Origin of the sequence: Pseudomonas sp. B6002 (genome assembly GCF_013385985.1) — a bacterium.
Taxonomy (GTDB): Bacteria; Pseudomonadota; Gammaproteobacteria; order Pseudomonadales; family Pseudomonadaceae; genus Aquipseudomonas.
Genome location: NZ_JACAOY010000012.1, coordinates 304167 through 329658, shown reverse-complemented (window position 1 = coordinate 329658; position 25492 = coordinate 304167). Strand labels below are relative to the sequence as shown.

The 25492-nt window shown below is 61.7% G+C and carries 19 protein-coding genes and 1 pseudogene; 19 read left to right on the top strand and 1 reads right to left on the bottom strand.

Translation table 11 applies throughout. The features are described from left to right. Nucleotides 1-144 precede the first annotated feature (144 nt). From HX792_RS17585 to HX792_RS17495, 19 genes and pseudogenes are all read left to right on the top strand, one after another. Nucleotides 145-1593 (top strand): cytosine permease, encoded by a 1449-nt coding sequence (locus HX792_RS17585; protein WP_176997266.1) that lies wholly within the window; start codon nt 145-147, stop codon nt 1591-1593. Between the two features lie 69 nt (nt 1594-1662). Continuing rightward, complete coding sequence (locus HX792_RS17580; RefSeq protein WP_176997265.1) at nt 1663-2628, top strand: ABC transporter substrate-binding protein; 966 nt, start codon at nt 1663-1665, stop codon at nt 2626-2628. 72 nt (nt 2629-2700) lie between these two features. Beyond that, nucleotides 2701-3552 carry a proline/glycine betaine ABC transporter permease gene (locus HX792_RS17575; protein WP_176997264.1) on the top strand — a complete coding sequence of 284 codons (852 nt, stop codon included), beginning with the start codon at nt 2701-2703 and terminating at the stop codon, nt 3550-3552. Further along, entirely contained in the window at nt 3549-4373 is an 825-nt protein-coding gene (locus HX792_RS17570; protein ID WP_050572407.1) for a glycine betaine/L-proline ABC transporter ATP-binding protein, read from the top strand. Before HX792_RS17575 ends, HX792_RS17570 begins: the two co-directional genes overlap by 4 nt. Before the next feature lie 206 nt (nt 4374-4579). After that, nucleotides 4580-6103 carry a histidine ammonia-lyase gene (hutH, locus tag HX792_RS17565; RefSeq protein WP_176997263.1) on the top strand — a complete coding sequence of 508 codons (1524 nt, stop codon included), beginning with the start codon at nt 4580-4582 and terminating at the stop codon, nt 6101-6103. 114 nt (nt 6104-6217) lie between these two features. Then, nucleotides 6218-7756 (top strand): histidine ammonia-lyase, encoded by a 1539-nt coding sequence (hutH, locus tag HX792_RS17560; protein WP_176997262.1) that lies wholly within the window; start codon nt 6218-6220, stop codon nt 7754-7756. A gap of 141 nt (nt 7757-7897) precedes the next feature. Beyond that, entirely contained in the window at nt 7898-9307 is a 1410-nt protein-coding gene (locus HX792_RS17555; protein WP_176997261.1) for an amino acid permease, read from the top strand. A 15-nt stretch (nt 9308-9322) separates the two neighbouring features. Then, nucleotides 9323-10528 carry an imidazolonepropionase gene (hutI, locus tag HX792_RS17550; protein WP_176997260.1) on the top strand — a complete coding sequence of 402 codons (1206 nt, stop codon included), beginning with the start codon at nt 9323-9325 and terminating at the stop codon, nt 10526-10528. Nucleotides 10529-10540: 12 nt separating this feature from the next. Next, nucleotides 10541-11341 (top strand): N-formylglutamate deformylase, encoded by an 801-nt coding sequence (gene hutG / locus HX792_RS17545; protein ID WP_176997259.1) that lies wholly within the window; start codon nt 10541-10543, stop codon nt 11339-11341. Nucleotides 11342-11569: 228 nt separating this feature from the next. Next, nucleotides 11570-12505, top strand: coding sequence for a choline ABC transporter substrate-binding protein (locus tag HX792_RS17540; RefSeq protein WP_176997258.1), 936 nt, complete (start codon nt 11570-11572; stop codon nt 12503-12505). A 137-nt stretch (nt 12506-12642) separates the two neighbouring features. Then, complete coding sequence (locus tag HX792_RS17535) at nt 12643-13578, top strand: alpha/beta hydrolase (protein ID WP_176997257.1); 936 nt, start codon at nt 12643-12645, stop codon at nt 13576-13578. A gap of 103 nt (nt 13579-13681) precedes the next feature. Next, nucleotides 13682-14653 (top strand): prolyl aminopeptidase, encoded by a 972-nt coding sequence (pip, locus tag HX792_RS17530; protein ID WP_176997256.1) that lies wholly within the window; start codon nt 13682-13684, stop codon nt 14651-14653. Continuing rightward, nucleotides 14650-15087, top strand: a complete 438-nt coding sequence (gene dtd / locus HX792_RS17525; RefSeq protein ID WP_078740275.1) for a D-aminoacyl-tRNA deacylase — start codon at nt 14650-14652, stop codon at nt 15085-15087. Before pip ends, dtd begins: the two co-directional genes overlap by 4 nt. A gap of 324 nt (nt 15088-15411) precedes the next feature. Continuing rightward, entirely contained in the window at nt 15412-17100 is a 1689-nt protein-coding gene (locus HX792_RS17520) for a glucan biosynthesis protein G (RefSeq protein ID WP_218172715.1), read from the top strand. Beyond that, nucleotides 17093-19665 (top strand): annotated as a pseudogene (mdoH, locus tag HX792_RS17515) (glucans biosynthesis glucosyltransferase MdoH); the annotation flags it as partial. The gene HX792_RS17520 and the pseudogene mdoH, both read left to right, overlap by 8 nt. A 184-nt stretch (nt 19666-19849) precedes the next feature. Continuing rightward, the gene (locus HX792_RS17510; protein WP_176997253.1) at nt 19850-20650 is read left to right on the top strand and encodes a transporter substrate-binding domain-containing protein; all 801 of its coding nucleotides are present in this window, start codon (nt 19850-19852) and stop codon (nt 20648-20650) included. A gap of 219 nt (nt 20651-20869) precedes the next feature. Next, nucleotides 20870-21667: a transporter substrate-binding domain-containing protein gene (locus HX792_RS17505; protein WP_060767882.1), complete on the top strand. Its 798-nt coding sequence runs from the start codon at nt 20870-20872 to the stop codon at nt 21665-21667. Nucleotides 21668-21813: 146 nt separating this feature from the next. After that, complete coding sequence (locus HX792_RS17500; RefSeq protein WP_176997252.1) at nt 21814-22773, top strand: amino acid ABC transporter permease; 960 nt, start codon at nt 21814-21816, stop codon at nt 22771-22773. Next, nucleotides 22766-23500, top strand: coding sequence for an amino acid ABC transporter ATP-binding protein (locus HX792_RS17495; protein ID WP_176997251.1), 735 nt, complete (start codon nt 22766-22768; stop codon nt 23498-23500). The genes HX792_RS17500 and HX792_RS17495 overlap by 8 nt, the downstream gene beginning before the upstream one ends. A gap of 3 nt (nt 23501-23503) precedes the next feature. Here the strand turns inward: HX792_RS17495 and HX792_RS17490 are convergent, their stop codons facing one another. Next, nucleotides 23504-25411 (bottom strand): methyl-accepting chemotaxis protein, encoded by a 1908-nt coding sequence (locus HX792_RS17490; protein ID WP_176997250.1) that lies wholly within the window; start codon nt 25409-25411, stop codon nt 23504-23506. Between the last annotated feature and the right edge of the window lie 81 nt (nt 25412-25492).

Genomic DNA, 25492 nt, shown 5'->3' with positions numbered 1-25492 from the left:
GGAGCGGGCTTGTGTGGGAGCTGGCTTGCCTGCGATGGCATCACATCGGTTTGACTGACAGACCGAGTCGCCTGCATCGCAGGCAAGCCAGCTCCTACAAGAACAGCAATGCACACAAAAACAATCCATCAGAGGTTGAACAACATGGCTGCAAATGACACCACCCCGTTGATCGAAAGGCGCTCGATCGACTACATCCCGGAAGCGGAAAGACATGGTCGTCTATTGAGCCAGTTCACCCTGTGGCTGGGTGCCAACCTGCAGATCACCGCGATTGTCACCGGGGCCCTGGCCGTGGTGCTGGGCGGTGATGTGTTCTGGTCGTTGATCGGTCTGTTGATCGGCCAACTGCTGGGCGGTGGCGTGATGGCGTTGCATGCGGCACAAGGCCCGCAACTGGGCTTGCCGCAGATGATTTCCAGCCGTGTGCAGTTTGGTGTGTATGGGGCGGTGATCCCGCTGGTGCTGGTGTGCCTGATGTACATCGGCTTCTCGGCCAGCGGTTCGTTGCTGGCGGGGCAGGCGGTGGCGCAGTTGCTGCACGTGGAAGACTGGGTCGGCATCGTGTTGTTCGCCGGGTTGATCATGGTGTTCACCATTTTCGGCTACCGCGTCATCCACGGCATCGGCCGCGTGGCCAGCGTGCTGGGCGTGATTGCGTTCGTGTACCTGTTCTACAAACTGTTGGCGGGTAACGACGTGGCGGCGTTGCTGGGCAACAAGCACTTTTCCCTGAGCAGTTTCCTGTTGGCGATTTCGTTGTCGGCGTCCTGGCAGATCGCGTTCGGCCCGTATGTGGCGGACTACTCGCGCTATTTGCCGCGCAGCACCAGCGCGTCGAAAACCTTCTGGGCCGTTGGTCTGGGTTCGGTGATCGGAGCGCAGGCGTCGATGGTGTTTGGTGTGTTCGCGGCAGCCCTGGCCGGCGCGCAATTCGCTCACCACGAAGTCTCGTTTATCGTCGGCCTGGGCGGCACCGGCATTGTCGCGGCGCTGCTGTATTTCAGCATCGCCTTCGGCAAGGTCACCGTGACCACCCTCAACGCCTACGGCAGCTTCATGTCCATCGCGACGATCATCAGCGGCTTTCGTGGCAGCCGGCACATCTCCAGTGCGGTACGCCTGCTGTACATCTTCCTGATGGTCTCGATTGCCGCCGCGCTGGCACTTTTGGGAAAAGACTCATTCCTCAAGGATTTCTCCGCGTTCATCCTGTTCCTGCTGGCGTTTTTCACGCCCTGGAGTGCAATCAACCTGGTGGACTTCTACTGCATCACCAAAGAGCGCTATGACATTCCTGCGTTGTCCAATCCCAACGGTCGCTACGGCCGCTGGAACCTGATGGGCATCAGCATCTATGTGTTCGGCGTGCTGATCCAGATGCCGTTCATCTCGACGCACTTCTACACCGGCCCCCTCGTCGCCAGCCTCGGCGACACCGATATCTCCTGGATCATCGGCTTGGTGGTGCCCGCTGCACTGTATTACTGGGCCGCCAAAAAGTGGCACAGCGCAATTCCTGAACACCTGATCCTGCCAGCAGAGCAGGGCGCTGCACCAACGACGACAAACGGGCTGGCGGTACAAGCCTGATGGGACGTGGACAGGGCAGGATGCCTACTGACTGCCGTAATCCATTTCAAGATTGGGAGCGTCACAACAATGAAGATGAATAAAACCCTGTTGGCCACTGTGTTCTCTGCGGGCGTGTTGGCCAGTGCTGGCGCCCAGGCGGCCGGCTGGTGCGAATCCGGCAAGCCGGTGAAGTTCGCCGGCCTTAACTGGGAAAGCGGCATGTTGCTCACCGATATCCTGCAAACCGTGCTGGAAAAAGGCTACGACTGCAAAACCGACAGCCTGCCGGGCAACTCCATCACTATGGAAAACGCCCTGAGCAGCAACGACATCCAGGTCTTCGCCGAAGAATGGGTGGGCCGCAGTGAAGTCTGGAACAAGGCCGAGAAGGCCGGCAAAGTCGTGGGCGTCGGTGCTCCGGTGGTCGGTGCGATCGAAGGCTGGTACGTGCCGCGCTATGTGATCGAGGGCGATGCCAAGCGCAAGCTGGAGCCCAAGGCGCCGGACCTGAAAAACATCGCCGACCTGGCCAAGTACGCCTCGGTGTTCAAGGACCAGGAAGAGCCGTCCAAGGGGCGTTTCTACAACTGCCCGGCCGGCTGGACCTGCGAGCTGGACAACAGCGAAATGCTGAAAAGCTACGGCCTGGAAAATTCCTACACCAACTTCCGCCCAGGCACTGGCCCGGCGCTGGATGCGGCGGTGCTGTCGAGCTACAAGCGTGGCGAGCCGATCCTGTTCTACTACTGGTCGCCGACGCCGCTGATGGGCCAGGTCGACCTGGTCAAGCTGGAAGAAAAGCCCGGCGTGGATAAAAGCGTGAGCATCAAGGTCGGCCTGTCCAAGACCTTCCACGAGCAGGCGCCAGAGCTGGTGGCCGTGCTGGAAAAGGTCAACCTGCCCATCGACCTGCTGAACCAGAACCTCGGTCGCATGGCCAAAGAGCGAATTGAATCGCCAAAACTGGCGAAAATTTTCCTCAAGGAACATCCTGAAGTCTGGCACGCATGGGTGAGCGACGACGCAGCCAAGAAAATCGACGCGGCCTTGTAGGTCAAGTGTGCCCGGCTACCCTGAGGGGCTGGCCGGGCACTTGGCCACAACCCACTGGATCGAGAGCACGATATGTTTCCTGAGAGTTTTACGTTTTCCATTGCCGACTGGGTCAACAGTTGGGTGGATTCACTGGTCACCAACTACGGCGATGTGTTCCGGCACATCTCCGACACCCTGCTGTGGGCCATCGTCAACCTGGAAGGCTTGCTGCGCGCAGCACCGTGGTGGCTGATGCTGGCCATCGTTGCCGGCGTTGCCTGGCATGCCACCCGCAAGGTGGTGACCACGGCGGTGATCGTCGGTTTGTTGTTCCTGGTGGGCGCGGTTGGCCTGTGGGACAAGCTGATGCAGACCCTGGCCTTGATGATGGTCGCCACGGTGATCTCGGTGCTGATCGGTATCCCGCTGGGCATTCTGTCGGCGCGCAGCAATCGCCTGCGTTCGGTGCTGATGCCGTTGCTCGACATCATGCAGACCATGCCGAGCTTCGTGTACCTGATCCCGGTGTTGATGCTGTTCGGCCTGGGCAAAGTCCCTGCGATCTTCGCCACGGTGATCTACGCCGCACCGCCGCTGATTCGCCTGACCGACTTGGGCATTCGCCAGGTCGACGGCGAAGTCATGGAAGCCATCAACGCCTTCGGTGCCAACCGCTGGCAGCAACTGTTCGGCGTGCAACTGCCGCTGGCGTTGCCGAGCATCATGGCCGGTATCAACCAGACCACCATGATGGCGCTGTCGATGGTGGTGATCGCCTCGATGATCGGCGCCCGTGGCTTGGGTGAAGACGTGCTGGTCGGCATCCAGACCCTCAACGTCGGTCGCGGCCTCGAAGCCGGGCTGGCGATCGTGATTCTCGCAGTGGTCATCGACCGCATTACCCAGGCCTATGGTCGTCCACGGCATGAGGCGAGCAAATGACTACTGTCAGCAAAATTGAAGTTAAAAACGTCTTCAAGATCTTCGGCGCCCGTTCCAAGGACGCGCTGTCGCTGATCGGCCAAGGCAAGACCAAGGACCAGGTGCTGGCCGAGACCGGCTGTGTGGTCGGCGTGAACGATTTGTCCCTGAGCATCGGCACCGGTGAGATCTTCGTGATCATGGGCCTGTCGGGTTCCGGCAAATCTACCTTGGTGCGCCACTTCAACCGCCTGATCGACCCCACCAGCGGTGCGATCCTGGTGGACGGCGAAGACATCCTGCAACTGGACATGGAAGCCCTGCGCCAATTCCGTCGGCACAAGATCAGCATGGTGTTCCAGAGCTTCGGCCTGTTGCCCCACAAGAGCGTGCTCGACAACGTCGCCTACGGCTTGAAAGTGCGTGGCGAAACCAAGCAGGTCTGCGCCGAGCGCGCGCTGCACTGGATCGAAACCGTGGGCCTGAAGGGCTACGAAAACAAATACCCGCACCAGCTCTCTGGCGGCATGCGCCAGCGCGTTGGCCTGGCCCGCGCCTTGGCGGCCGACACCGACATCATCCTGATGGACGAAGCCTTCAGCGCCCTCGACCCGCTGATCCGCGCCGAGATGCAGGACCAGTTGCTCGAGCTGCAAAAGACCCTGCACAAGACCATCGTGTTCATCACCCACGACCTCGACGAGGCCGTACGCATCGGCAACCGCATTGCGATCCTCAAGGATGGCAAGCTGATCCAGGTCGGCACACCGCGAGAGATCCTGCACTCGCCGGCGGATGAGTATGTGGACCGGTTCGTACAGCGGCGGGCGGCGGTGGTCTGATCCGGATTGTGTGGTGAGTTGGCTGGCGCCATCGCAGGCAAGCCAGCTCCCACCTTGGAATGCATTCCCCTGTGGGAGCTGGCTTGCCTGCGATTGAGGCCAACAGCCTCACCACAGTTGCCCTGCATGAACCCGATCAACTGTGGGAGCAGTCTTGCCCGCGAAGAGGCCGGTAAGGCTGCACAAGAATTGAAGAAGGTATAAAGATGTCCCAGCCAACAAAAATCACCATCGCGGATACGCCATTGCGCTGGCAGGACGTGGTCGCCGTCGCCCGTCACGGCGCCGTCCTCGAACTCTCGGGCCAGGCCTGGGCACGCATCGATAATGCACAAGCCATCGTGCAACGCATCGTCACCAGCGGCGAACGCGCCTACGGCGTGAACACCGGCCTGGGCGCGCTGTGCAATGTGTCGCTCAAGGGCGAGCAGCTCAGCCAACTGTCGCGCAATACGCTGCTGAGCCACGCCTGCGGCGTCGGCCCGGTGCTCAGTGACGAGCAGACCCGCGCAATCATCTGCGCCGCCATCATCAACTACAGCCACGGCAAATCCGGCCTGCACCCGCAGGTGGTGCATTCGCTGCTGGCGCTGCTCAACCACGGCATCACGCCGCAAGTGCCGTCCCAGGGTTCGGTGGGTTACCTGACCCACATGGCCCATGTCGGCGTGGCCTTGCTGGGCGTCGGCAATGTGAGTTACCGGGGCAAGATCGTTTCGGCGCAAGAGGCATTAAGCGCAGAAGGTTTGCACCCTGTGGTGCTCGGCGCCAAAGACGGCTTGTGCCTGGTCAACGGTACCCCGTGCATGACCGGCCTGAGCTGCCTGGCCCTGGCCGATGCTCACCATTTGCTGCAATGGGCCGACGTGATCGGCGCCATGAGTTTCGAGGCCCAGCGCGGGCAGATCGACGCCTTCGATGAAGAAATCATTGCGCTCAAGCCACACCCTGGCATGCAGCAAGTGGGCATCAACCTGCGCGCCTTGCTCGACGGCAGCGAAGTGATCGCCAGCAGCAAAGGCCTCCGCACCCAGGACGCCTTGAGCATCCGTTCGATCCCGCAGATTCACGGCGCCGCGCGTGATCAAGTGGAGCACGCCACCCGCCAGGTCGAGACCGAACTCAACAGCGCCACCGACAACCCGCTGGTGCTCGGCACGCCGGACAACTACCGCGTGGTGTCCCAGGCCAACCCCCACGGGCAGTCCGTGGCGCTGGCCGCCGACATGCTCGCCATCGCCATGGCCGAGATCGGCTCCGTGGCCGAGCGCCGCCTGGACCGCCTGATCAACCCGCACGTCAGTGGCTTGCCGGCGTTCCTGGTGAGCAACCCCGGGGTCAACTCCGGGATGATGATCGTGCAGTACGTCGCCGCCTCCCTGTGCGGGCAAAACCGCCAGCTGGCGCAACCGGCGGTACTCGACAACTTCGTCACCTCGGGCCTGCAGGAAGACCACCTGAGCATGGGCACCAATGCCGCGCTCAAGCTGCACCAGGTGTTGGCCAACGTGACGCAGATCCTCGCCATCGAGTACCTGCTGGCGGCCCAGGCGTTCGAGTTCCTGAAGGACCAGCGTTTCGGCGCCGGCACTGACAGCGCCTGGCGATTGCTGCGTGAAGGGGTGCCAGCGTATGAGCAGGACCGTTGGCTTGCGCCGGACATCGCCACCGCCGCCGCCTTGCTCAAGGACGCCGCGTTGCTGCAGCGCACCTTGCCGAATTTGCACTGACGTTTTTCCAACAATAACCAGCGTGCCAAGCCGCGAGTCGCTCTAAAAGAGGGCCGCGGCGGATAACGGAAGCATCCGGAGCGACTGGTAGTTAACAACACTCTCAAAAGGAGCATGAATGTGACTGCGCTAAACCTGATTCCAGGCCAACTGAGCCTCGCCCAACTGCGGGCCATCTACCAGCAGCCGGTAACCCTCAGTCTGGATGACAGCGCCACGGCGCAGATCGACGCCAGTGTGGCCTGCGTGGAGCAGATTCTCGCCGAGAACCGCACCGCCTACGGCATCAACACCGGTTTCGGCCTGCTGGCCTCGACCCGCATCGCCAGCGAAGACCTGGAAAACCTCCAGCGTTCCCTGGTGCTGTCCCACGCCGCCGGCGTCGGTGAGCCGATCAGCGATGCGCTGGTGCGGCTGGTCATGGTGCTCAAGGTCAACAGCCTCAGCCGTGGGTTCTCCGGGATTCGCCGCCAGGTAATCGACGCGCTGATCGCGCTGATCAATGCCGAGGTGTACCCGCATATACCTCTGAAAGGTTCGGTCGGTGCCTCCGGCGACCTGGCGCCCTTGGCGCACATGTCCCTGGTGCTGCTGGGCGAAGGCAAGGCGCGCTACAAAGGCGAATGGCTGGAAGCCACCGAAGCGCTGAAAGTCGCCGGCCTCACGCCGCTGACCCTCGCCGCCAAAGAAGGCCTGGCGCTGCTCAATGGCACCCAGGTGTCCACCGCTTACGCACTGCGCGGGTTGTTCGAAGGCGAAGACCTGTTCGCTGGCGCCCTGGCGTGCGGCGCGCTCACCGTGGAAGCGGTGCTGGGTTCGCGCTCGCCGTTCGACGCACGCATTCATGCTGCGCGTGGTCAGCGTGGGCAGATCGATGCAGCGGCCGCCTATCGCGACCTGCTCGGCGACAGCAGCCAGGTGTCGCAGTCGCACCAGAACTGCGACAAGGTGCAAGACCCGTACTCCCTGCGTTGCCAGCCACAAGTCATGGGCGCGTGCCTGACCCAGTTCCGCCAGGCCGCTGAAGTGCTGGTGGTCGAAGCCAACGCCGTGTCGGATAACCCGCTGGTGTTTGCCGCCGAAGGCGACGTGATCTCCGGTGGTAACTTCCACGCCGAACCCGTGGCCATGGCCGCGGACAACATGGCCCTGGCCATCGCCGAAATCGGTTCCCTGAGCGAGCGCCGTATCTCGCTGATGATGGACAAGCACATGTCGCAACTGCCGCCGTTTTTGGTGGGCAATGGCGGGGTGAACTCCGGCTTCATGATCGCCCAGGTGACCGCTGCCGCGCTCGCCAGCGAGAACAAGGCACTGGCCCACCCGCACAGTGTGGACAGTCTGCCGACGTCGGCCAACCAGGAAGACCACGTGTCGATGGCCCCGGCTGCGGGCAAGCGCCTGTGGGAAATGGCCGAGAACACCCGTGGCGTGTTGGCGGTTGAATGGCTGGCCGCGTGCCAGGGCCTGGACCTGCGTGACGGCCTCAAGACCTCGGCCAAGCTTGAGAAAGCGCGCGGCATCCTGCGCGACAAAGTGGCGTTCTATGAAAAAGACCGTTTCTTCGCCCCGGACATCAACGCCGCCAGCGAACTGCTCGCCAGCCGCTGCCTGAATGAACTGGTGCCGGCCAAGCTGCTGCCAAGTTTGTAAGGCGCAACAACTCCTGTAGGAGCCGGCTTGCCGGCGATAGCGGTCTATCTGACACGCCGCCATCGCTGGCAAGCCAGCTCCTACAGTGATTGGCGTCAGGCTCTGAATTTTTCTCAGGATAAGAATAATTAGGGACGAGAAATGCTCCAGCAAGAAAAGGGTTTGAAACGCGGGCTAAGTGCCCGACATATTCGCTTCATGGCACTCGGTTCCGCGATCGGCACCGGGCTGTTCTACGGCTCCGCCTCCGCCATCCAGATGGCCGGCCCGGCCGTGCTGCTCGCCTACCTGATCGGTGGCGCCGCGGTGTTCATGGTGATGCGCGCCCTCGGCGAGATGGCCGTGCACAACCCGGTGGCTGGCTCCTTCGGCCAGTACGCCAGCACCTACCTGGGCCCCATGGCCGGCTTCATCCTCGGCTGGACCTACGCGTTTGAGATGATCATCGTCTGCCTGGCTGACGTCACCGCGTTCGGCATCTACATGGGCTTCTGGTTTCCCGAAGTCGCGCGTTGGGTCTGGGTGCTCGGCATCGTGTTTTTGATCGGCGGCCTGAACCTGTGCAACGTCAAAGTGTTTGGCGAAATGGAGTTCTGGCTGTCGCTGCTCAAGGTCGGCGCCATCGTCGCGATGATCCTTGGCGGTTTCGGCATCATGCTGTTCGGCATCCACTCGGCGGGTGAAACCCAGGCCAGTGGCCTCAGCAACCTGTGGGCCCACGGTGGCTTCATGCCTAACGGCGTCGGCGGCCTGATCGCCTCGTTCGCGGTGGTGATGTTTGCCTTTGGTGGCATCGAGATCATCGGTATCACCGCCGGCGAGGCCAAAGACCCGCAACGTGTGATCCCCAAGGCGATCAACGCCGTGCCGCTGCGCATTCTGTTGTTCTACGTGCTGACCTTGTTCGTGCTGATGGCCATCTACCCATGGCCGCAGATCGGCAGCCAGGGCAGCCCGTTCGTGCAGATCTTCAGCAACCTAGGGATTGGCTCGGCGGCGACCATCCTCAATATCGTGGTGATCTCGGCGGCCGTGTCGGCCATCAACAGCGACATCTTCGGCGCCGGCCGCATGATGTATGGCCTGGCCCAACAAGGGCAGGCACCCAAGGGGTTTGCGCAGCTGTCCAAACAGGGCGTGCCGTGGATGACCGTAGTGGTCATGGGCGCAGCGCTGCTGGGCGGCGTGGTGCTCAACTACCTGATCCCGGAAAACGTGTTCCTGCTGATCGCCTCGATTGCCACCTTCGCCACCGTGTGGGTGTGGTTGATGATCCTGTTCACCCAGGTCGCCATGCGCCGCTCCATGACAGAGGAGCAGGTCGCCGAGCTGAAATTCCCGGTGCCGTTCTGGCCCTATGCGCCGGCCGCCGCCATCGTGTTCATGCTGTTCGTGTTTGGTGTGCTGGGTTACTTCCCGGACACCCAGGCTGCCTTGCTGGTCGGCGCCGTATGGATCGTGCTGCTGGTCGTGGCCTACCTGCTGTGGGTCAAGCCTGCGGCCGGGCAAGCGGCCAAGGTCCATCACGACCCGGCTTTGTCTCATCGTTAATCTAGGGAGGCGTTGATGAAAACGCTTTGGCAACACTGCCACGTCGCAACCATGGCCCAGGGCAAGTACTCGATCATTGAGGATGCCGCCATGGTCACAGCCGGTTCGCTCATCGAGTGGATCGGCCCCCGCAGCCAAGTGCCCACGGCGGATTACGCCCAGGTGCATGACCTGCAAGGCGCGTGGGTCACCCCCGGGCTGATCGACTGCCACACCCACACGGTGTTCGGTGGCAATCGCAGTGGCGAGTTCGAGCAACGCCTCGAAGGCGTCAGCTACGCCGAGATCGCAGCCAAGGGTGGCGGCATTGCCAGCACTGTACGCGCCACCCGCGCCGCGACCGAGGATGAACTGTTTGCCAGCGCTGAAAAACGCCTGCGCAGCCTGCTGCGTGACGGCGTGACCACGGTAGAGATCAAGTCCGGCTACGGCCTGGACCTGGCCAACGAACGCAAGATGCTGCGCGTAGCCCGTCGCCTCGGTGACGTGCTCCCGGTCAGCGTGCGAGCCACGTGCCTGGCGGCCCATGCGTTGCCACCGGAGTACAAGGACCGCGCTGACGACTACATCGACCACATCTGCACCGAGATGCTGCCCGCCCTGGCGGCGGAAGGGCTGGTGGACGCGGTGGATGCGTTCTGCGAATACCTGGCGTTTTCCACCGAGCAGGTGGAGCGTGTGTTCAAGGTGGCCCAGCAGCTCGGCCTGCCGGTGAAGCTGCACGCCGAGCAACTGTCGTCGCTGCACGGCTCCAGCCTGGCGGCGCGTTACCACGCGCTGTCGGCGGATCATCTGGAGTTCATGACTGAAGAAGATGCCATCGCCATGGCCGCATCCGGCACCGTCGCGGTCCTGTTGCCGGGGGCTTTCTACTTTCTGCGCGAAACCCAATTGCCGCCGATGGACGCTCTGCGCAAGCACGCTGTGAAAATCGCCATCGCCAGCGACCTCAACCCTGGCACCTCGCCGGCGTTGTCAGTGCGCTTGATGCTGAACATGGCCTGCACCCTGTTCCGCATGACCCCGGAAGAAGCCTTGGCCGGCGCCACCACTCATGCGGCGACCGCGCTGGGTATGGGCGATACCCATGGTTCCCTGGAAGTGGGCAAGGTGGCCGATTTTGTCGCCTGGCAGATTGATCGCCCCGCTGACCTGGCCTACTGGCTGGGTGGCGAGCTGGATAAACGCGTCGTGCGCCATGGCGTCGACGTCACTGTATGAAGGAGTGCTGCTGTGGATAAGGTTCTGACGTTCAAAAAAGGCCGTGTGCCGCTGCTGATCAGCATGCCCCACGCCGGCCTGCGCCTCACGCCTGCGGTCGAAGCCGGGTTGATCCCCGAGGCCCAAAGCCTGCCGGACACCGACTGGCACATCCCTACACTGTACGACTTCGCCGAAGCACTGGGCGCCAGCACCCTGGCGGCGGAGTATTCGCGCTTCGTGATCGACCTGAACCGGCCGTCGGACGACAAGCCGCTCTATGCCGGCGCCACGACCGGGCTGTACCCGGCGACGCTGTTCGATGGTGTGCCATTGTTCCTTGAGGGACAGGTGCCGTCCGAAGAAGAGCGCGTGACCTACCTGCAAAAGATCTGGGGGCCGTACCACCGCACGCTGCAGGAAGAACTCGCGCGCCTCAAAGCCGAGTTCGGCTACGCCTTGCTGTTCGATGCGCACTCGATCCGCTCGGTGATCCCGCACCTGTTCGACGGCAAGTTGCCGGACTTCAACCTCGGCACCTTCAACGGCGCCGCATGCGACCCGGAACTGGCCAGCCAGTTGGAAGGCATCTGCGCCCAGCACGCGCAGTACACACATGTGCTCAATGGGCGTTTCAAGGGCGGGCATATCACCCGGCATTACGGCAACCCGGCGCAGGATATTCATGCGGTTCAGTTGGAGCTGTGTCAGAGCACGTATATGGAAGAGGTTGAGCCGTTCCGGTATCGGCCGGACCTGGCGGAGCCGGCGCAGGTGGTGTTGAAGCAGTTGCTGGAAGGGTTGTTGGCCTGGGGGCAGAAGCGTTACGGCTGATATCGCCATCGCAGGCAAGCCAGCTCCCACATTTTTGACCCTATTCTCATGTTGAAACTCGGTCAAAGGTGGGAGCTGGCTTGCCTGCGATGAGGCCCTCACGGTCGCCTCTGTGCAACTGCCGGTCGCCACAGGTCGTGTTTATCGAGATCCCGCTGGGTAAGGTTGTGGATACGGCGCACCAGACGCCACTCCCCACAATAAAAGCTGCCGAGTGAGACCTCATCCATGAAAAGACTGTTGTTGACCCTCACCTGCGCCGTGCTGATCAGCGCCAACGCCATGGCCGCCGAGCCGGCCTCCTGCAAAAGCATCCGCATGGGCGTGGTCAGCTGGACTGACGTGATCGCCACCTCGGGCATGGCCGACGTGCTGCTCAATGGCCTGGGCTACGACAGCAAGCAGACCAGCGCGGTGCAGCAGATCATCTTTGCCGGCATTCGCGACAAGCGCCTGGATATCTTCCTCGGCTACTGGAAACCGGCGATGGACAACAACATCGCGCCGTTCCTGGCCGCCAAGCAAGTCAAAGTCTTCGACAAACCCAGCCTGGCCGATGCCCAGGCCACCCTGGCCGTGCCGCAGTACGTGGCCGACGCAGGCCTGAAGACCTTTGCCGACATCGCCCGCTTCAAGGACAAACTGGGTGGCAAGATCTACGGGATCGAGCCCGGTAGCGGCGCTAACACCGATATCCAGAAGATGATCGACACCAACCACTTCGGCCTCGGCGGTTTCAAACTGGTGGCTTCCGGTGAAGCCGGCATGCTGGCGGCGGTGCAGCGGGCGGTGAACCGCAAGGAGTTCGTGGTGTTCGTCGGCTGGACCCCGCACCCGATGAACATCAACATGAAAATGGCCTACCTCACCGGCAGTGAAGACGTGTTCGGCGCCGATGAAGGCCGCGCCACCGTGTCCACCGTCACCGCGCCGGATTTTGCCGAGCGCTGCCCGAATGCCAACCGCCTGCTGGAAAACCTCACCTTCACCGCCGCCCAGGAAAGCCAGCTGATGGTGCCGATCATGGAGCGCCAATCGCCGCAGGATGTGGCCAAGCAATGGTTGCGTGATCATCCTGAGGATTTGCAGCGCTGGCTGGCCGGCGTTCAAGCGTTTGATGGCGGTGATGGCGCGGCGGCGGTACGGGCCAGCCTGAAACCCTGAACCCCACACCGGACAACCTGTAGGAGCTGGCTTGCCAGCGATGGCGGTCTATCAGGCAATGATTAGTTGCCTGGCAAACAGCTATCGCCGGCAAGCCGGCTCCTACATTTGACCTCAATGGTCAGGGAGACTGATGCATGGCTGAATACCCTGTTTCTTCGCAGATGCGCACCTTCATCACCCAAACCGAATCCTTCACCCGCGACGACTCATCCCTGGCCGGCTTGCGCCAGAACTACGACCGCATGTGCCGCGCATTCACCCCGCCACGGCCACAAGGCCTGTTCATTGAGGACTTCTGCCTCGGCGGTGTCGGCGTACGCATCTACCAGCCTGAGGCACCCGCACCTACCGACGGCTGGCCCTGCCTCCTTTATATGCACGGCGGCGGCTGGGCCGTCGGTGGCCTGGATTCCCACGATTTCATCTGCTTCGAACTGGCGACGGCCCTGCACGTGCTGGTGATCGCCATCGATTACCGGCTGGCGCCTGAACATCCGTTTCCGGCCGCCTACGAGGATTGCCGGGCCGTGTGGCAAGCGATCCAGGCTGGGGAGGCGACACGCCGCATTAACCTGCAGCGCCTGGCAGTGATGGGCGACAGTGCCGGCGGCAACCTGGCGGCGGCGTTGTGCCTGGGCTTGCGCGATGACGGCCAGCCGCTGCCCTGCGCCCAAGTGCTGATTTATCCAGGATTAGGCGGCCCGGCTGATTTGCCGTCGCGCCGTGATTGCAGGGATGCGCCCCTGCTCAGCAGCGCCGACACCGAGTCTTACCTGGCGCTTTACCTGCAGGGGACCGGTCAGCCCACGCCCTACGCCATGCCACTGCTGGCCAAAGATTTCGGCGGGCTGCCCAAGGCGTTGATCGCCGTGGCCCAGTTCGACCCGTTGCGCGATGACGGCATGCTGTATGCCGAGCGTTTGCAAGGGGCAGGGGGGCAGGCGGTGTTGTATCCCGGCAAGGGATTGGTCCACGGCTGCTTGCGCGCGCGTGGGCAGGTGCCGGAAGTGGATCAGCTCTACGACTACTTGTTGTATTACCTGAGGAGCGAAGGGCTGACACAGGTCTAAGTGCTCAAGGACATGCTCATTGCACAATTCGGGTTTATAGTGCCAGACGGCAAAATAATAGACGTCCCCCCAGGGATGAACCCGACACCCTACGGAGCGCGCAATGCAGACTTGGTACCCGCAGATCAAACCCTACGCCCGGCACGATCTGGCCGTCGATGACATCCACACCCTGTACGTCGATGAAAGTGGCTCCCCCGAAGGCTTGCCCGTCGTATTCATCCATGGTGGCCCTGGCTCCGGTTGCGACGCAAACAGCCGCTGCTACTTCGACCCGAACCTTTATCACATTGTCACCTTTGACCAGCGTGGCTGCGGGCGCTCCACCCCCCGCGCCAACCTGGAAAACAACACCACCTGGGACCTGGTCGCCGACATGGAGCGCATCCGAGAGCACCTGGGCATCGACAAATGGGTGCTGTTTGGCGGTTCCTGGGGCTCGACCCTGGCCCTGGCCTACGCGCAAACCCACCCGGAGCGCGTGCTTGGCCTGATCGTGCGCGGCATTTTCCTCGCCAGGCCCCAAGACATTGAGTGGTTCTACCAGACCGGTGCCAGCCGCATGTTCCCGGACTACTGGCAGGACTACCTGGCGCCGATCCCGCAGGATGAGCGGCACGACCTGCTCGGCGCCTACCACAAGCGCCTGATCGGCAACGACCAGATCGCCCAGATGCACGCGGCCAAGGCGTGGTCGACCTGGGAAGGTCGCATGCTGGGCCTGTGCCCGAACCAGGCGCAGGTGGAGCGTTTTGCCGAGCCCCAGCGTGCGCTGTCCATCGCACGCATCGAGTGCCACTACTTCACCAACAACTCCTTCCTGGAGCCGAACCAGCTGATTCGCGACATGCACAAGATCGCCCATCTGCCTGGCGTCATCATCCACGGGCGCTACGATATGATCTGCGCGCTGGATAACGCCTGGGAATTGCACCAGGCCTGGCCCAACAGTGAGCTGCAGGTGATCCGCGAGGCCGGCCATGCCGCGTCCGAGCCGGGCATCACCGATGCGCTGGTGCGCGCCACCGGCGAAATGGCAAGGCGCCTGCTTGATCTGCCGCCAGAAGAAGCATGAAGGGTTTGTTACAAAGGGTGCGCGGCGCCCGGGTCGAAGTCGCGGGCGAAGTGGTTGGGGCAATCGACCAGGGTTTACTGGTGCTGGTGGCCGTGGAGCCGAGCGATACACCCGAGAGCGCCGACAAACTTCTGCACAAGCTGCTTAACTATCGGGTGTTCAGCGATGACGAGGGCAAGATGAACCTGTCCTTGAAGGACATCGGCGGCGGTTTGCTGCTGGTGTCGCAGTTCACCCTGGCGGCGGATACCAAGAGCGGGCTACGGCCGAGCTTCTCCACGGCGGCCCCTCCGGCCCTGGGAGCAGCGCTTTTTGATCACCTGCTGTTACAAGCGCAACAATTGCATGGCAAGGTGGCGTCGGGGCGTTTTGGCGCTGATATGCAGGTGCATTTGGTCAATGATGGCCCTGTGACCTTCCTCTTGCAGACGTGAATGTATTAAAAACGACTTTTAATGCCTAAAAACGCAGGGTTTCGCTACAAATACTTCGTTGTCCCTGATGCGTTGTTTCGCGGGCTACTAGATAATCGCGCGCTACGGGGATCAGCGTTGTTTGGTCCATTTTTGACTTAGGTAGAGACTTGTCCGACAACCAATGGGGAATCATTTTGCCCCAGGGGAGTCGGAACAATGCTCGCCAACCTGGCATATAGATAGCTGGCCGTTGGTTTTTTGATCTGTTTTCGGCGAGGGTTGCTCGTGATTGTTAGTCCCTGTAATGCACCAAAATTGTCTGCCAAACGGTTACGAAACGCACTGGTGACGGGCTCCGCCCTGTTTTGCCTGTTCGGCGCGGGTCAACTGTGGGCATTCAGTCTGGACGATGTGTCGGCCAAGGCAAAAGAGCTGGCCGGGCAGAAATACGAAGCTCCGCGCAGCAATCTGCCGAACGAATTCCGCGAAATGAAATTCGCTGACTACCAGAAGATTCGTTTCCGCAACGAAAAAGCCGAGTGGGCCGATCAGAACACGCCGTTCAAGCTGTCCTTCTATCACCAGGGCATGCACTTCGACACGCCGGTGAAGATCAACGAAGTCACTGCCGACAGCGTCCAGGAAATCAAGTACGACCCGACTCGTTTCGATTTCGGCGACGTGAAGTTCGACCCTAAAGCCACCGAGCAGCTGGGTTACGCGGGCTTCCGTGTGCTGTACCCGATCAACAAGGCCGACAAGCAAGACGAAATCATGACCATGCTCGGCGCCAGCTACTTCCGCGTCGTGGGCAAGGGCCAATCCTATGGCCTGTCCGCCCGTGGCATGGCGATCGACACTGCATTGCCGTCCGGCGAAGAATTCCCGCGCTTCACCGAGTTCTGGATCGAACGTCCGAAACCGGGTGAGAAACAGCTGGTGATCTTCGCCCTGCTGGATTCGCCACGGGCCACCGGCGCTTATCGCCTGACCCTGCGCCCTGGCACTGACACCATCGTCGACGTCAAATCCCAGATGTACCTGCGCGACAAGGTCAGCAAGCTGGGCGTTGCCCCGTTGACCAGCATGTACCTGTTCGGCGCGAACCAGCCGTCCAAGGTCCTCAACTACCGTCGCGAGCTGCATGACTCCAGCGGCCTGTCGATCCATGCCGGCAACGGCGAGTGGATCTGGCGCCCACTGAACAACCCTAAACACCTGTCGGTCAGCAACTTCAGCGTTGAAAACCCGCGTGGTTTCGGCCTGCTGCAACGTGGCCGCGACTTCAGCCACTATGAAGACCTGGACGACAACTACGACAAGCGCCCAAGCGCCTGGATCGAGCCTGAGGGCGACTGGGGCAAAGGCACCGTCAACCTGGTAGAGATTCCGACCGCCGACGAAACCAACGACAACATCGTTGCGTTCTGGAGCCCGGCCGAGTTGCCGGAAGTCGGCAAGCCGCTGGATGTCAGCTATCGCCTGCACTGGACCATGGACGAAAAATCGCTGCACCCGGCCGACAGCGCCTGGGTCAAGCAGACCCTGCGTTCCACCGGTGACGTGAAACAATCCAACCTGATCCGCCAGCCTGACGGCAGCGTGGCCTACCTGGTGGACTTCGAGGGCCCGTCCCTCAAGGCCTTGCCATCGGACGCCCCGGTGCGCAGCCAGGTCAGCGTGGGTGAAAACGCCGAAGTCGTTGAAAACAGCGTGCGCTACAACGAGCACACCAAAGGCTGGCGCCTGACCCTGCGCATGAAGATCAAGGACGCCGGCAAGCCTACCGAGATGCGTGCGGCCCTGGTCCAGGACATCGTGAAGCCGGAACCTGAGAAGGTGTCGACCCAAGTGCTCAAGGCCGACAAGGTCCTGGCCAAGCAACACGAGAAACAGGCCAAGAAAGACGCCAAAGATGCAAAAGACAAGGAAGCCAAGCAGCCAGAAGCTGCCCCAGCCACACCGGAGCCGGAAAAGACCGAACAAGTCCTGACCGAGACCTGGAGCTATCAGTTGCCTGCCGATGAGTAATTCTCAAGCCACGCCAGAGACGCTGTCTGAGTACCTGGCGCACCTCCCGATGACCGCTGAGCAGCGCGCCGAACTGGCGGGCTGCACGTCCTTCAGCGAGTTGCATGAACGCCTGTCGTCGTCGACGTTCGACGCCCCGACCGATGCCGCCCAGGCCTCGGTCGGCCGTCGGTTGACCCTCAACACCGCCGAAGAGCTGCAAGACGCTGAAATGCTTGCGCTCGACGCCGGTGGCCGGGTGTGCCTGAAGGCCACGCCGCCGATCCGTCGGACCAAGGTCGTGCCCGAGCCGTGGCGCACCAACATCCTGGTGCGCGGCTGGCGCCGGCTGACCGGTCGTACCAACCCGCCAAAACCGCCGAAAGACGAGCGCGTGCTGCCGGCTGCACGCTGGCGCACCGTGGGTTCGATCCGTCGCTACATCCTGCTGATCCTGATGCTCGGCCAGACCATCGTGGCCGGCTGGTACATGAAAGGCATCATGCCGTACCAGGGCTGGTCGCTGGTCGACTTCGACGAAATTCGCAACCAGACCCTGCTGCAAACCGCCACCCAGGTGCTGCCTTACGCCCTGCAAACCAGCATTCTGATCATGTTCGGGATTCTGTTCTGCTGGGTGTCGGCCGGTTTCTGGACCGCGCTGATGGGCTTCCTGGAACTGCTGACCGGTCACGATAAATACCGCATCTCCGGTAAAAGTGCCGGTGACGAGCCGATTCCGAAAGACGCCCGTACCGCGTTGGTGATGCCGATCTGCAACGAAGACGTGCCCCGGGTATTCGCCGGTTTGCGTGCAACCTTCGAATCGGTGGCCGCCACAGGCGACCTGGACCGCTTCGACTTCTTCGTGCTCAGTGACAGTAACGACGCCGATATCTGTATCGCCGAACAGCAAGCCTGGCTCGACGTGTGCCGTGAAGCCGGTGGCTTCGGCAAGATTTTCTATCGCCGCCGTCGCCGCCGTGTGAAGCGCAAGAGCGGCAACCTCGATGACTTCTGCCGTCGTTGGGGCGGTGAATACAAGTACATGGTGGTGCTCGACGCCGACAGCGTGATGAGCGGCGAATGCCTCACCAGCCTGGTGCGCCTGATGGAAGCCACGCCGGATGCCGGGATTATCCAGACCGCGCCGCGTGCGTCGGGCATGGACACCCTGTATGCGCGCATGCAGCAGTTTGCCACCCGTGTGTATGGCCCGCTGTTCACTGCCGGCCTGCACTTCTGGCAACTGGGTGAATCCCATTACTGGGGTCACAACGCAATCATCCGCATGAAGCCGTTCATCGAGCACTGCGCCCTGGCGCCATTGCCGGGCAAGGGTGCGTTTGCCGGTGCGATCCTTTCCCACGACTTCGTTGAAGCCGCGCTGATGCGCCGTGCTGGCTGGGGCGTGTGGATTGCCTACGACCTGCCGGGCAGCTACGAAGAACTGCCGCCGAACCTGCTGGACGAACTCAAGCGTGACCGTCGCTGGTGCCACGGCAACTTGATGAACTTCCGCCTGTTCCTGGTAAAAGGCATGCACCCGGTACACCGTGCGGTGTTCCTGACCGGCGTGATGTCCTACCTGTCGGCACCGTTGTGGTTCTTCTTCCTGGTGTTGTCCACCGCGCTGCTGGCGGTGAACACCTTGATGGAGCCGCAGTACTTCATGGCGCCGCGCCAGTTGTACCCGCTGTGGCCACAATGGCACCCGGACAAGGCAGTGGCGCTGTTCTCCACCACCATCGTGCTGCTGTTCCTGCCCAAGTTGCTGAGCATCATCCTGATCTGGGCCAAGGGCGCCAAAGAGTTCGGCGGCAAGTTCAAGGTCACCCTGTCGATGCTGCTGGAGATGCTGTTCTCCATGCTGCTGGCGCCGGTGCGAATGATCTTCCACACCCGTTTCGTACTCGCCGCGTTCCTCGGCTGGGCCGCCACCTGGAACTCGCCGCAGCGTGACGACGACTCCACTCCGTGGGGCGAGGCGGTCAAGCGCCACGGCCCGCAGACCGTGCTGGGCTTCCTCTGGGCGTTGCTGGTGGTGTGGTTGAACCCGAGCTTCCTGTGGTGGCTGATCCCGATCGTCGGTTCGCTGATGCTGTCGATCCCGGTGTCGGTGATTTCCAGCCGAGTCAAGCTGGGCCTCAAGTCCCGCGACGAGAGCCTGTTCCTGATTCCTGAGGAATACAACCCGCCACAAGCCTTGCTGTCGACCGAGAAGTACACCCACGAGAACCGTTGGCATGCGCTCAATGACGGTTTCATTCGTTCGGTGGTCGACCCGCAGCAGAACGCCCTGGCCTGTGCCTTGGCGACTTCGCGTCACCGCGAGGCGGAGCCGATCGAGTACCTGCGCCAGGAGCGTGTTCGTCACGCGTTGAAAGTCGGCCCGGCCGGCCTCAACAACGGTGAACGCCTGGCCTTGCTCAGCGACCCGGTCGCCCTGGCTCGCCTGCACGAGCAGGTCTGGAGCGAAGGGCATGCCGAGTGGCTGGGTGCATGGCGCCAGTCGATCAAGGCTGATCCGCACGCGCCGTTGCTGCCGTTGCAGCCGCAGTCGTCCCAGGCCCAACCGGCCTGATTCAGACGCCCCCGAGGTTGTTCTCGGGGGCGCCTCGAACGCTGGTCCTACAGCGTTTTCCGCCGCTTCCTTTCGGCGCTAACTCCTTGTTATTTCGAAACAAAAGTCCAAGGTGCTGGGCGTATTGCCGTGCCTGTGGCTGGGTTAGGATCGCCCCCGAAATTTGATTCGGTGACAGGGGGATTCATGATCAACAGGTATTGTTCGGCATGGCTGATCGGCGCTATTGCGCTGATTCAGGTTAGCCTGGGGCAGGCAGGCGCCATCGATGATGCCGTTCGGCGCGGTGTGCTGAAAGTCGGTACCTCACCTACCTACATGCCTTTCGAAATGACCGATAAACACGGGCAGATCGTGGGTTTCGAGATCGACTTGCTCCAGGCCATGAGCCAGGCGCTGGGCGTAGAGCTTGAGTTGGTGGCCGTACCTTATGGCGACCTGCTGCCGGGGTTGGCGGCGAAGAAGTTCGACCTGATCGGCAGCGGCATGACCGTTACCCAGGAGCGCAACCTGAAGCTGAACTTCAGCGACTCCTTTATCGTGGTGGGCCAGACTGTGCTGCTGCACCCCAGCCTTGCCGGCCGGGTCGGCAGCGTGGAAGACCTGGATGAAGCCGGTTATCGCATCGCTGTCAGCGAAGGCACCACGGGGGAGTTGGCGGCGCGGCGATTTCTGGGGGCTGCACAAGTGACCCGTTTTGCAAACCCGCAAGACGGGGTCAGCCAGGTGGTGGAGGGCAAGGCTGATGCTTTTATCCACGACGCCCCCTACAACCTGATCGCGCTGGCCAGGCCGGAAAACAGTACGCTGTTGTCCCTCGAACAGCCCTTTACCTTCGAGCCGCTGGCCTTTGGCTTGAAGAAAGGCGATTACGACAGCGTCAACTGGATCAACCATTTCCTCAATCAGATCGCCCAGGATGGCACCTACGATCGGTTGCACGACAAGTGGTTCAGGGACACCGACTGGATGGTGGAAATCGACTGAAGTCATAACTACTTACACATCAATTGCTTGCCTGCGTGACTCGCCGACGTGTCTACACCTGCGCTGTGCTGCACCGTTGTGGGGCTTTTCCGACATACGCGGATAACAAATACCCGTGAAACCTTTGTGACGGCCATCGAGTGGGTTAGGATCGCACCCCGAAATGGTGCAGCCCTTTTTATGCGCCGACCTTACAAGAATCGTTCAGGGGACTTGATGATGAAAAAGTATCTTTCGATGCTGATGCTCGGCGTCACCGCACTGGTTGCCGCCACTGCGGCCCAGGCCGGCGCCATCGATGATGCGGTCAAGCGCGGCACGCTGAAAGTCGGCATGGACCCGACCTACATGCCGTTCGAAATGACAGACAAGCGCGGTGAAATCATCGGCTTCGAAGTCGACATCCTCAAGGCCATGGCCAAGTCCATGGGCGTCAAGCTGGAACTGGTGTCCACCGGTTACGACGGCATCATCCCGGCCTTCCTGACCGGCAAGTTCGACATGATCGGCAGCGGCATGACCCTGACTCAGGAGCGCAACCTGCGCCTGAACTTCAGTGAACCCTTCATCGTGGTGGGCCAGACCCTGCTGATCCGCAAGGACCTGGAAGGCACCATCAAGTCCTACAAAGACCTGAACGACGAGAAGTACCGCCTGACCTCCAAGCTGGGCACCACCGGTGAAATGGTCGCCAAGAAGCTGATCTCCAAGGCCAAGTACCACGGCTACGACAACGAACAGGAAGGTGTGCTGGACGTGGTCAACGGCAAGGCCGACGCCTTCGTGTATGACGCGCCTTACAACGTGGTTGCCGAGAAGAAGGTCGGTAACGGCAAGTTGGTGTTCCTTGAAGAACCCTTCACCTTCGAACCCCTGGCGTTCGGCCTGAAAAAAGGCGATTACGACAGCATCAACTTCATCAACAACTTCCTGCACCAGATCCGCAACGACGGCACCTACGATCGCATCCATGACAAGTGGTTCAAGAGCTCCGAGTGGCTCAAGGACATGGAATAACGCTTAAGACCGAGTTGCCTGTATCGCAGGCAAGCCAGCTCCCACAGTTGACGGTGTTCGCAAATCAAAATGTGGGAGCGGCGGTGCGACGACTCGACTTGCTCGCGATGGCGGCCTCACAGGCAACACACATCCCGGAACGTGAAATGAAACAGAAAAAAGCCCAATGGCCCTGGCACCTGCTCACCGTGGTCGTGCTGGTCGGCCTGGCTGGCGCCTTGTACTACGCCACCTCGTTGATGTCCTACGAGTGGCGCTGGAACCGCGTACCGCAGTACTTCGCCTACCAGGCTGAAACGTCCCAACGCGCTGCCGACATCTCCACGGTGGTCGAGTTGGTACGCAAAGGCGACGTCGCCGAAGTCACCCTGCGCAACGACGCGGGCGCCGAGCAGAAGCTGATCGTTGCCGACAACAGCCTGCAAGTGGCTCGCGGCGATGACGTGGCCGAAGGCGATGTCGTCGGCGTGACCCGGCAGTGGGCGTTGGGGCCGTTGATGTGGGGCTTGTGGACCACGCTGTGGTTGTCGGTGGTGTCCGGCATTCTGGGCCTGGTGATCGGCTTGGCGACCGGCCTGTGCCGCTTGTCCAGCAACCCAACGTTGCGCGATCTGTCGACGATCTACGTCGAACTGGTGCGGGGTACGCCGCTGCTGGTGCAGATCTTCATTTTCTATTTCTTTATCGGCACGGTGCTCAACCTGTCCCGGGAGTTTGCCGGCATCGCGGCGCTGTCGCTGTTCACCGGTGCCTATGTGGCGGAAATCGTCCGGGCCGGCGTGCAGTCCATCACCCGTGGCCAGAACGAAGCCGCCCGTTCCCTGGGCCTGAGTGCCAGCCAGTCGATGCGCCATGTGGTGTTGCCGCAAGCCTTTAAGCGCGTGCTGCCACCCTTGGCCGGGCAGTTCATTAGCCTGGTGAAAGACACTTCGCTGGTGTCGGTGATCGCGATTACCGAACTGCTCAAGAGTGGCCGCGAAGTGATCACCACCTCGTTTTCGCCGTTTGAAATCCTGTTCTGTGTGGCAGGCCTGTACCTGCTGATCAACCTGCCGCTGTCGAAAATGGCCAGCCGGCTTGAGCGGAGGCTCGCGCAAAGTGATTGAAGTCCGCGATCTGGTAAAAGTCTTCGACACCCGTGGGCAGGTGGTGCGCGCGGTGGACAACGTGACCACCCAGGTGGCCAAGGGCGAAGTGCTGGTGGTGATCGGCCCGTCGGGTTCCGGCAAGTCCACCTTCCTGCGCTGCCTCAATGGCCTGGAAGAATTCGACTCGGGCTCGGTGAGCATCGACGGCCTGCAACTGGCCGACCCGAAGACCGATGTGAATGCCTACCGCCGCGAAGTCGGCATGGTGTTCCAGCATTTCAACCTGTTCCCCCACATGACCGTGCTGGAAAACCTGTGCCTGGCGCAAAAGGTCGTGCGCAAGCGCAGCAAGAAAGAACGCGAAGCCAAGGCGCTGGCCCTGCTGGAAAAGGTCGGTATCGCGCAAAAGGCCAACGAATTTCCGTCGCGCCTCTCCGGCGGTCAGCAACAACGGGTGGCAATTGCCCGGGCCCTGGCGGTGGACCCCAAGGTGATGCTGTTTGACGAACCCACCTCGGCGCTGGACCCGGAAATGGTCGGTGAAGTCCTGGACGTGATGAAGACCCTGGCCCTGGAGGGCATGACCATGGTCTGCGTCACCCACGAAATGGGCTTCGCCCGCGAAGTGGCTGACCGGGTGCTGTTCTTCGATCACGGCAAGCTGCTCGAGGACGCCGCCCCGGCCGAGTTTTTCGACGCGCCGAAAGACCCACGCGCCCAGGCATTTTTGCGCCAGGTGTTGTGATCTTCAGAGCCTGAACTTGCCGACCAGGGTCTGCAGGTCCAGGCTCAATTTTGTCAGCTGAGCACTGGCTGTCGCGGTTTCCTCACTGGCGGCGGCTGCCTGTTCCGACACGTGCTTGACCTTCAATACGCTGCGATTGATCTCCTCTGCCACCAGGCTTTGCTCTTCGGCGGCAGCGGCGATCTGCGGGTTCATGTCCTGGATGACCGACACCGTACGGGCGATGGCTGCCAGCGCCTCCCCTGCATCACGGGTCAGGCCTACACTGTTGTCAGTCAGGCTGCGGCTGCTGCTGATCATGTCGGCGACTTGCTGGGTACCGGCGTGCAGGCTTTGGATCAACCCTTCGATTTCTTCGGCGGATTCCTGGGTGCGTTGGGCCAGGCTGCGCACTTCGTCGGCGACCACGGCAAACCCTTCGCCGGCCCGACCTGCACGCGCTGCTTCGATGGCTGCATTCAAGGCCAACAGGTTGGTCTGCTGGGACACGGACTTGATCACGTCCAGCACGCTGCCGATCTTCTGGCTTTCCTGCTGCAACGCGAGCATTGCCTGGCTCGAGCGCGTCATTTCGCTGGCTAACTGGCCGATTTGCTCTATGGCCAGGGTCACCACCTTATCGCCGGTGCTGGCTAGTTGGTCAGCCTCGGTTGCCGCCGCCGACGCCTGTTCGGCATGCCGGGCGACTTCCTGAGCAGTGGCGAGCATTTCGTTCATCGCCGTGGCGACCTGATCGGTTTCATCTCTCTGGTGGCTGATGCCGGCACGCGCCTGCTCGGCCGCCGTCGACAACTGCGTGGCAGCACTGGCGACTTGCTGGGCACTGCCGCCTATGCCACTGATCAGGTTGCGCAGGTTCTGGGTCATCTGGGCGATGCTTTGCTGCAGTTGGCCCAGTTCGTCACGGCGTTCGACCCGGGTGGTGTGGCTCAGATCGCCATTGGCGATGCGGTTGGCAGTGGCGAGGGTTTTTCGTAGCGGTACTACGATTTGCCGGGCGATCCACCACGCGGCAACGCTACCCAGCACCAAGGCCGCGAGGGTGATGCCTACCAGCAGCGTACGTTTCCGGCGTGCTTCATCGTCACCCTTGAGCACTTGGTCCTGGCTCAATTGCTCGCTTTGCTCAAGCAGTCTGTTGAGTTGTTGCTCGAAGCGGTTTTGCACTGTTTCGGTGTTCAGCTGGGCGTCCTTGAGTGCCGTAAGTTGAGTGCGATACGCCGCCAGGTCTTCCTTGAGCACGCTGGAGTCGACGGGAAGCGCGGTCACCGCAGCCAGCGCCGTTTCCAGTGCATCGAGTGTCTGGCTGATGCTCTGTGCGTAGGCTTGCAACGAGTCGGCGGACCAGGCCGGGCGTTGAGTGCGGTTCTCGGCCTGGCTGATGGCTTGACGCAGGTTTTCGATGGCCTCCAAGGCGTTCTGGTCGTGTTGGTCAGGCAATTCGCTGGCCAGTTGGGCCAGTGTGTCGCCCGCCTGGAGCGCGGTTTTTTGCACCGGAGTGCGCGTGCTCTCCCGGTGTTCGATCAAGGGTGGCAATTGTGCCAGCGCCGCTTTGAATGCATTCACCAGTTGGGTCGCTTGTTGCGCACGCGACAGGTCGTCCGGGTCTTTCAATCGGCTGGAGAGGTAGGCCAGTTGCTGCTCGATCTCTTCGATCTGGGTGCTCATCTTGCCCAGGCTGGCCGTGTCAGTGAGGGTGCGATACACAATACGATCAGCTCGCATGGCCTGCGCTACAACGGTCAGCTTGCCCAGCACCGTCAGGTTGCCTGAGCGGTCCAGCGCAGCACTCAACGCCTGCCAACCGGTGACCGCAATGATAAGGCTGAGGATCAGCACCTGGCCAAAGCCCAGGGCCAGTTTGAGCGTGACACTGGCATTGCCCAGCAGGCGGGTCAGCCGACGAAACATGGGGAGCCTCCGAATCAGAGAAAGCGTTCAGTGCTGACGCTAATTCGATTCAAAGGCGAGCGGGGACATGGCGGGATGATA

What these genes read in the sequence shown, in the direction of transcription:
- HX792_RS17535 (WP_176997257.1), top strand. Translation starts at nt 12,643, where the DNA reads ATGGCTGAATACCCTGTTTCTTCGCAGATGCGCACCTTCATCACCCAA.
- HX792_RS17490 (WP_176997250.1), bottom strand. Translation starts at nt 25,411, where the DNA reads ATGTTTCGTCGGCTGACCCGCCTGCTGGGCAATGCCAGTGTCACGCTC.
- HX792_RS17510 (WP_176997253.1), top strand. Translation starts at nt 19,850, where the DNA reads ATGATCAACAGGTATTGTTCGGCATGGCTGATCGGCGCTATTGCGCTG.
- HX792_RS17500 (WP_176997252.1), top strand. Translation starts at nt 21,814, where the DNA reads ATGAAACAGAAAAAAGCCCAATGGCCCTGGCACCTGCTCACCGTGGTC.
- HX792_RS17570 (WP_050572407.1), top strand. Translation starts at nt 3,549, where the DNA reads ATGACTACTGTCAGCAAAATTGAAGTTAAAAACGTCTTCAAGATCTTC.
- HX792_RS17555 (WP_176997261.1), top strand. Translation starts at nt 7,898, where the DNA reads ATGCTCCAGCAAGAAAAGGGTTTGAAACGCGGGCTAAGTGCCCGACAT.
- hutH (WP_176997262.1), top strand. Translation starts at nt 6,218, where the DNA reads ATGAATGTGACTGCGCTAAACCTGATTCCAGGCCAACTGAGCCTCGCC.
- HX792_RS17585 (WP_176997266.1), top strand. Translation starts at nt 145, where the DNA reads ATGGCTGCAAATGACACCACCCCGTTGATCGAAAGGCGCTCGATCGAC.
- dtd (WP_078740275.1), top strand. Translation starts at nt 14,650, where the DNA reads ATGAAGGGTTTGTTACAAAGGGTGCGCGGCGCCCGGGTCGAAGTCGCG.
- HX792_RS17580 (WP_176997265.1), top strand. Translation starts at nt 1,663, where the DNA reads ATGAAGATGAATAAAACCCTGTTGGCCACTGTGTTCTCTGCGGGCGTG.
- hutI (WP_176997260.1), top strand. Translation starts at nt 9,323, where the DNA reads ATGAAAACGCTTTGGCAACACTGCCACGTCGCAACCATGGCCCAGGGC.
- HX792_RS17540 (WP_176997258.1), top strand. Translation starts at nt 11,570, where the DNA reads ATGAAAAGACTGTTGTTGACCCTCACCTGCGCCGTGCTGATCAGCGCC.
- hutH (WP_176997263.1), top strand. Translation starts at nt 4,580, where the DNA reads ATGTCCCAGCCAACAAAAATCACCATCGCGGATACGCCATTGCGCTGG.
- pip (WP_176997256.1), top strand. Translation starts at nt 13,682, where the DNA reads ATGCAGACTTGGTACCCGCAGATCAAACCCTACGCCCGGCACGATCTG.
- HX792_RS17575 (WP_176997264.1), top strand. Translation starts at nt 2,701, where the DNA reads ATGTTTCCTGAGAGTTTTACGTTTTCCATTGCCGACTGGGTCAACAGT.
- HX792_RS17505 (WP_060767882.1), top strand. Translation starts at nt 20,870, where the DNA reads ATGAAAAAGTATCTTTCGATGCTGATGCTCGGCGTCACCGCACTGGTT.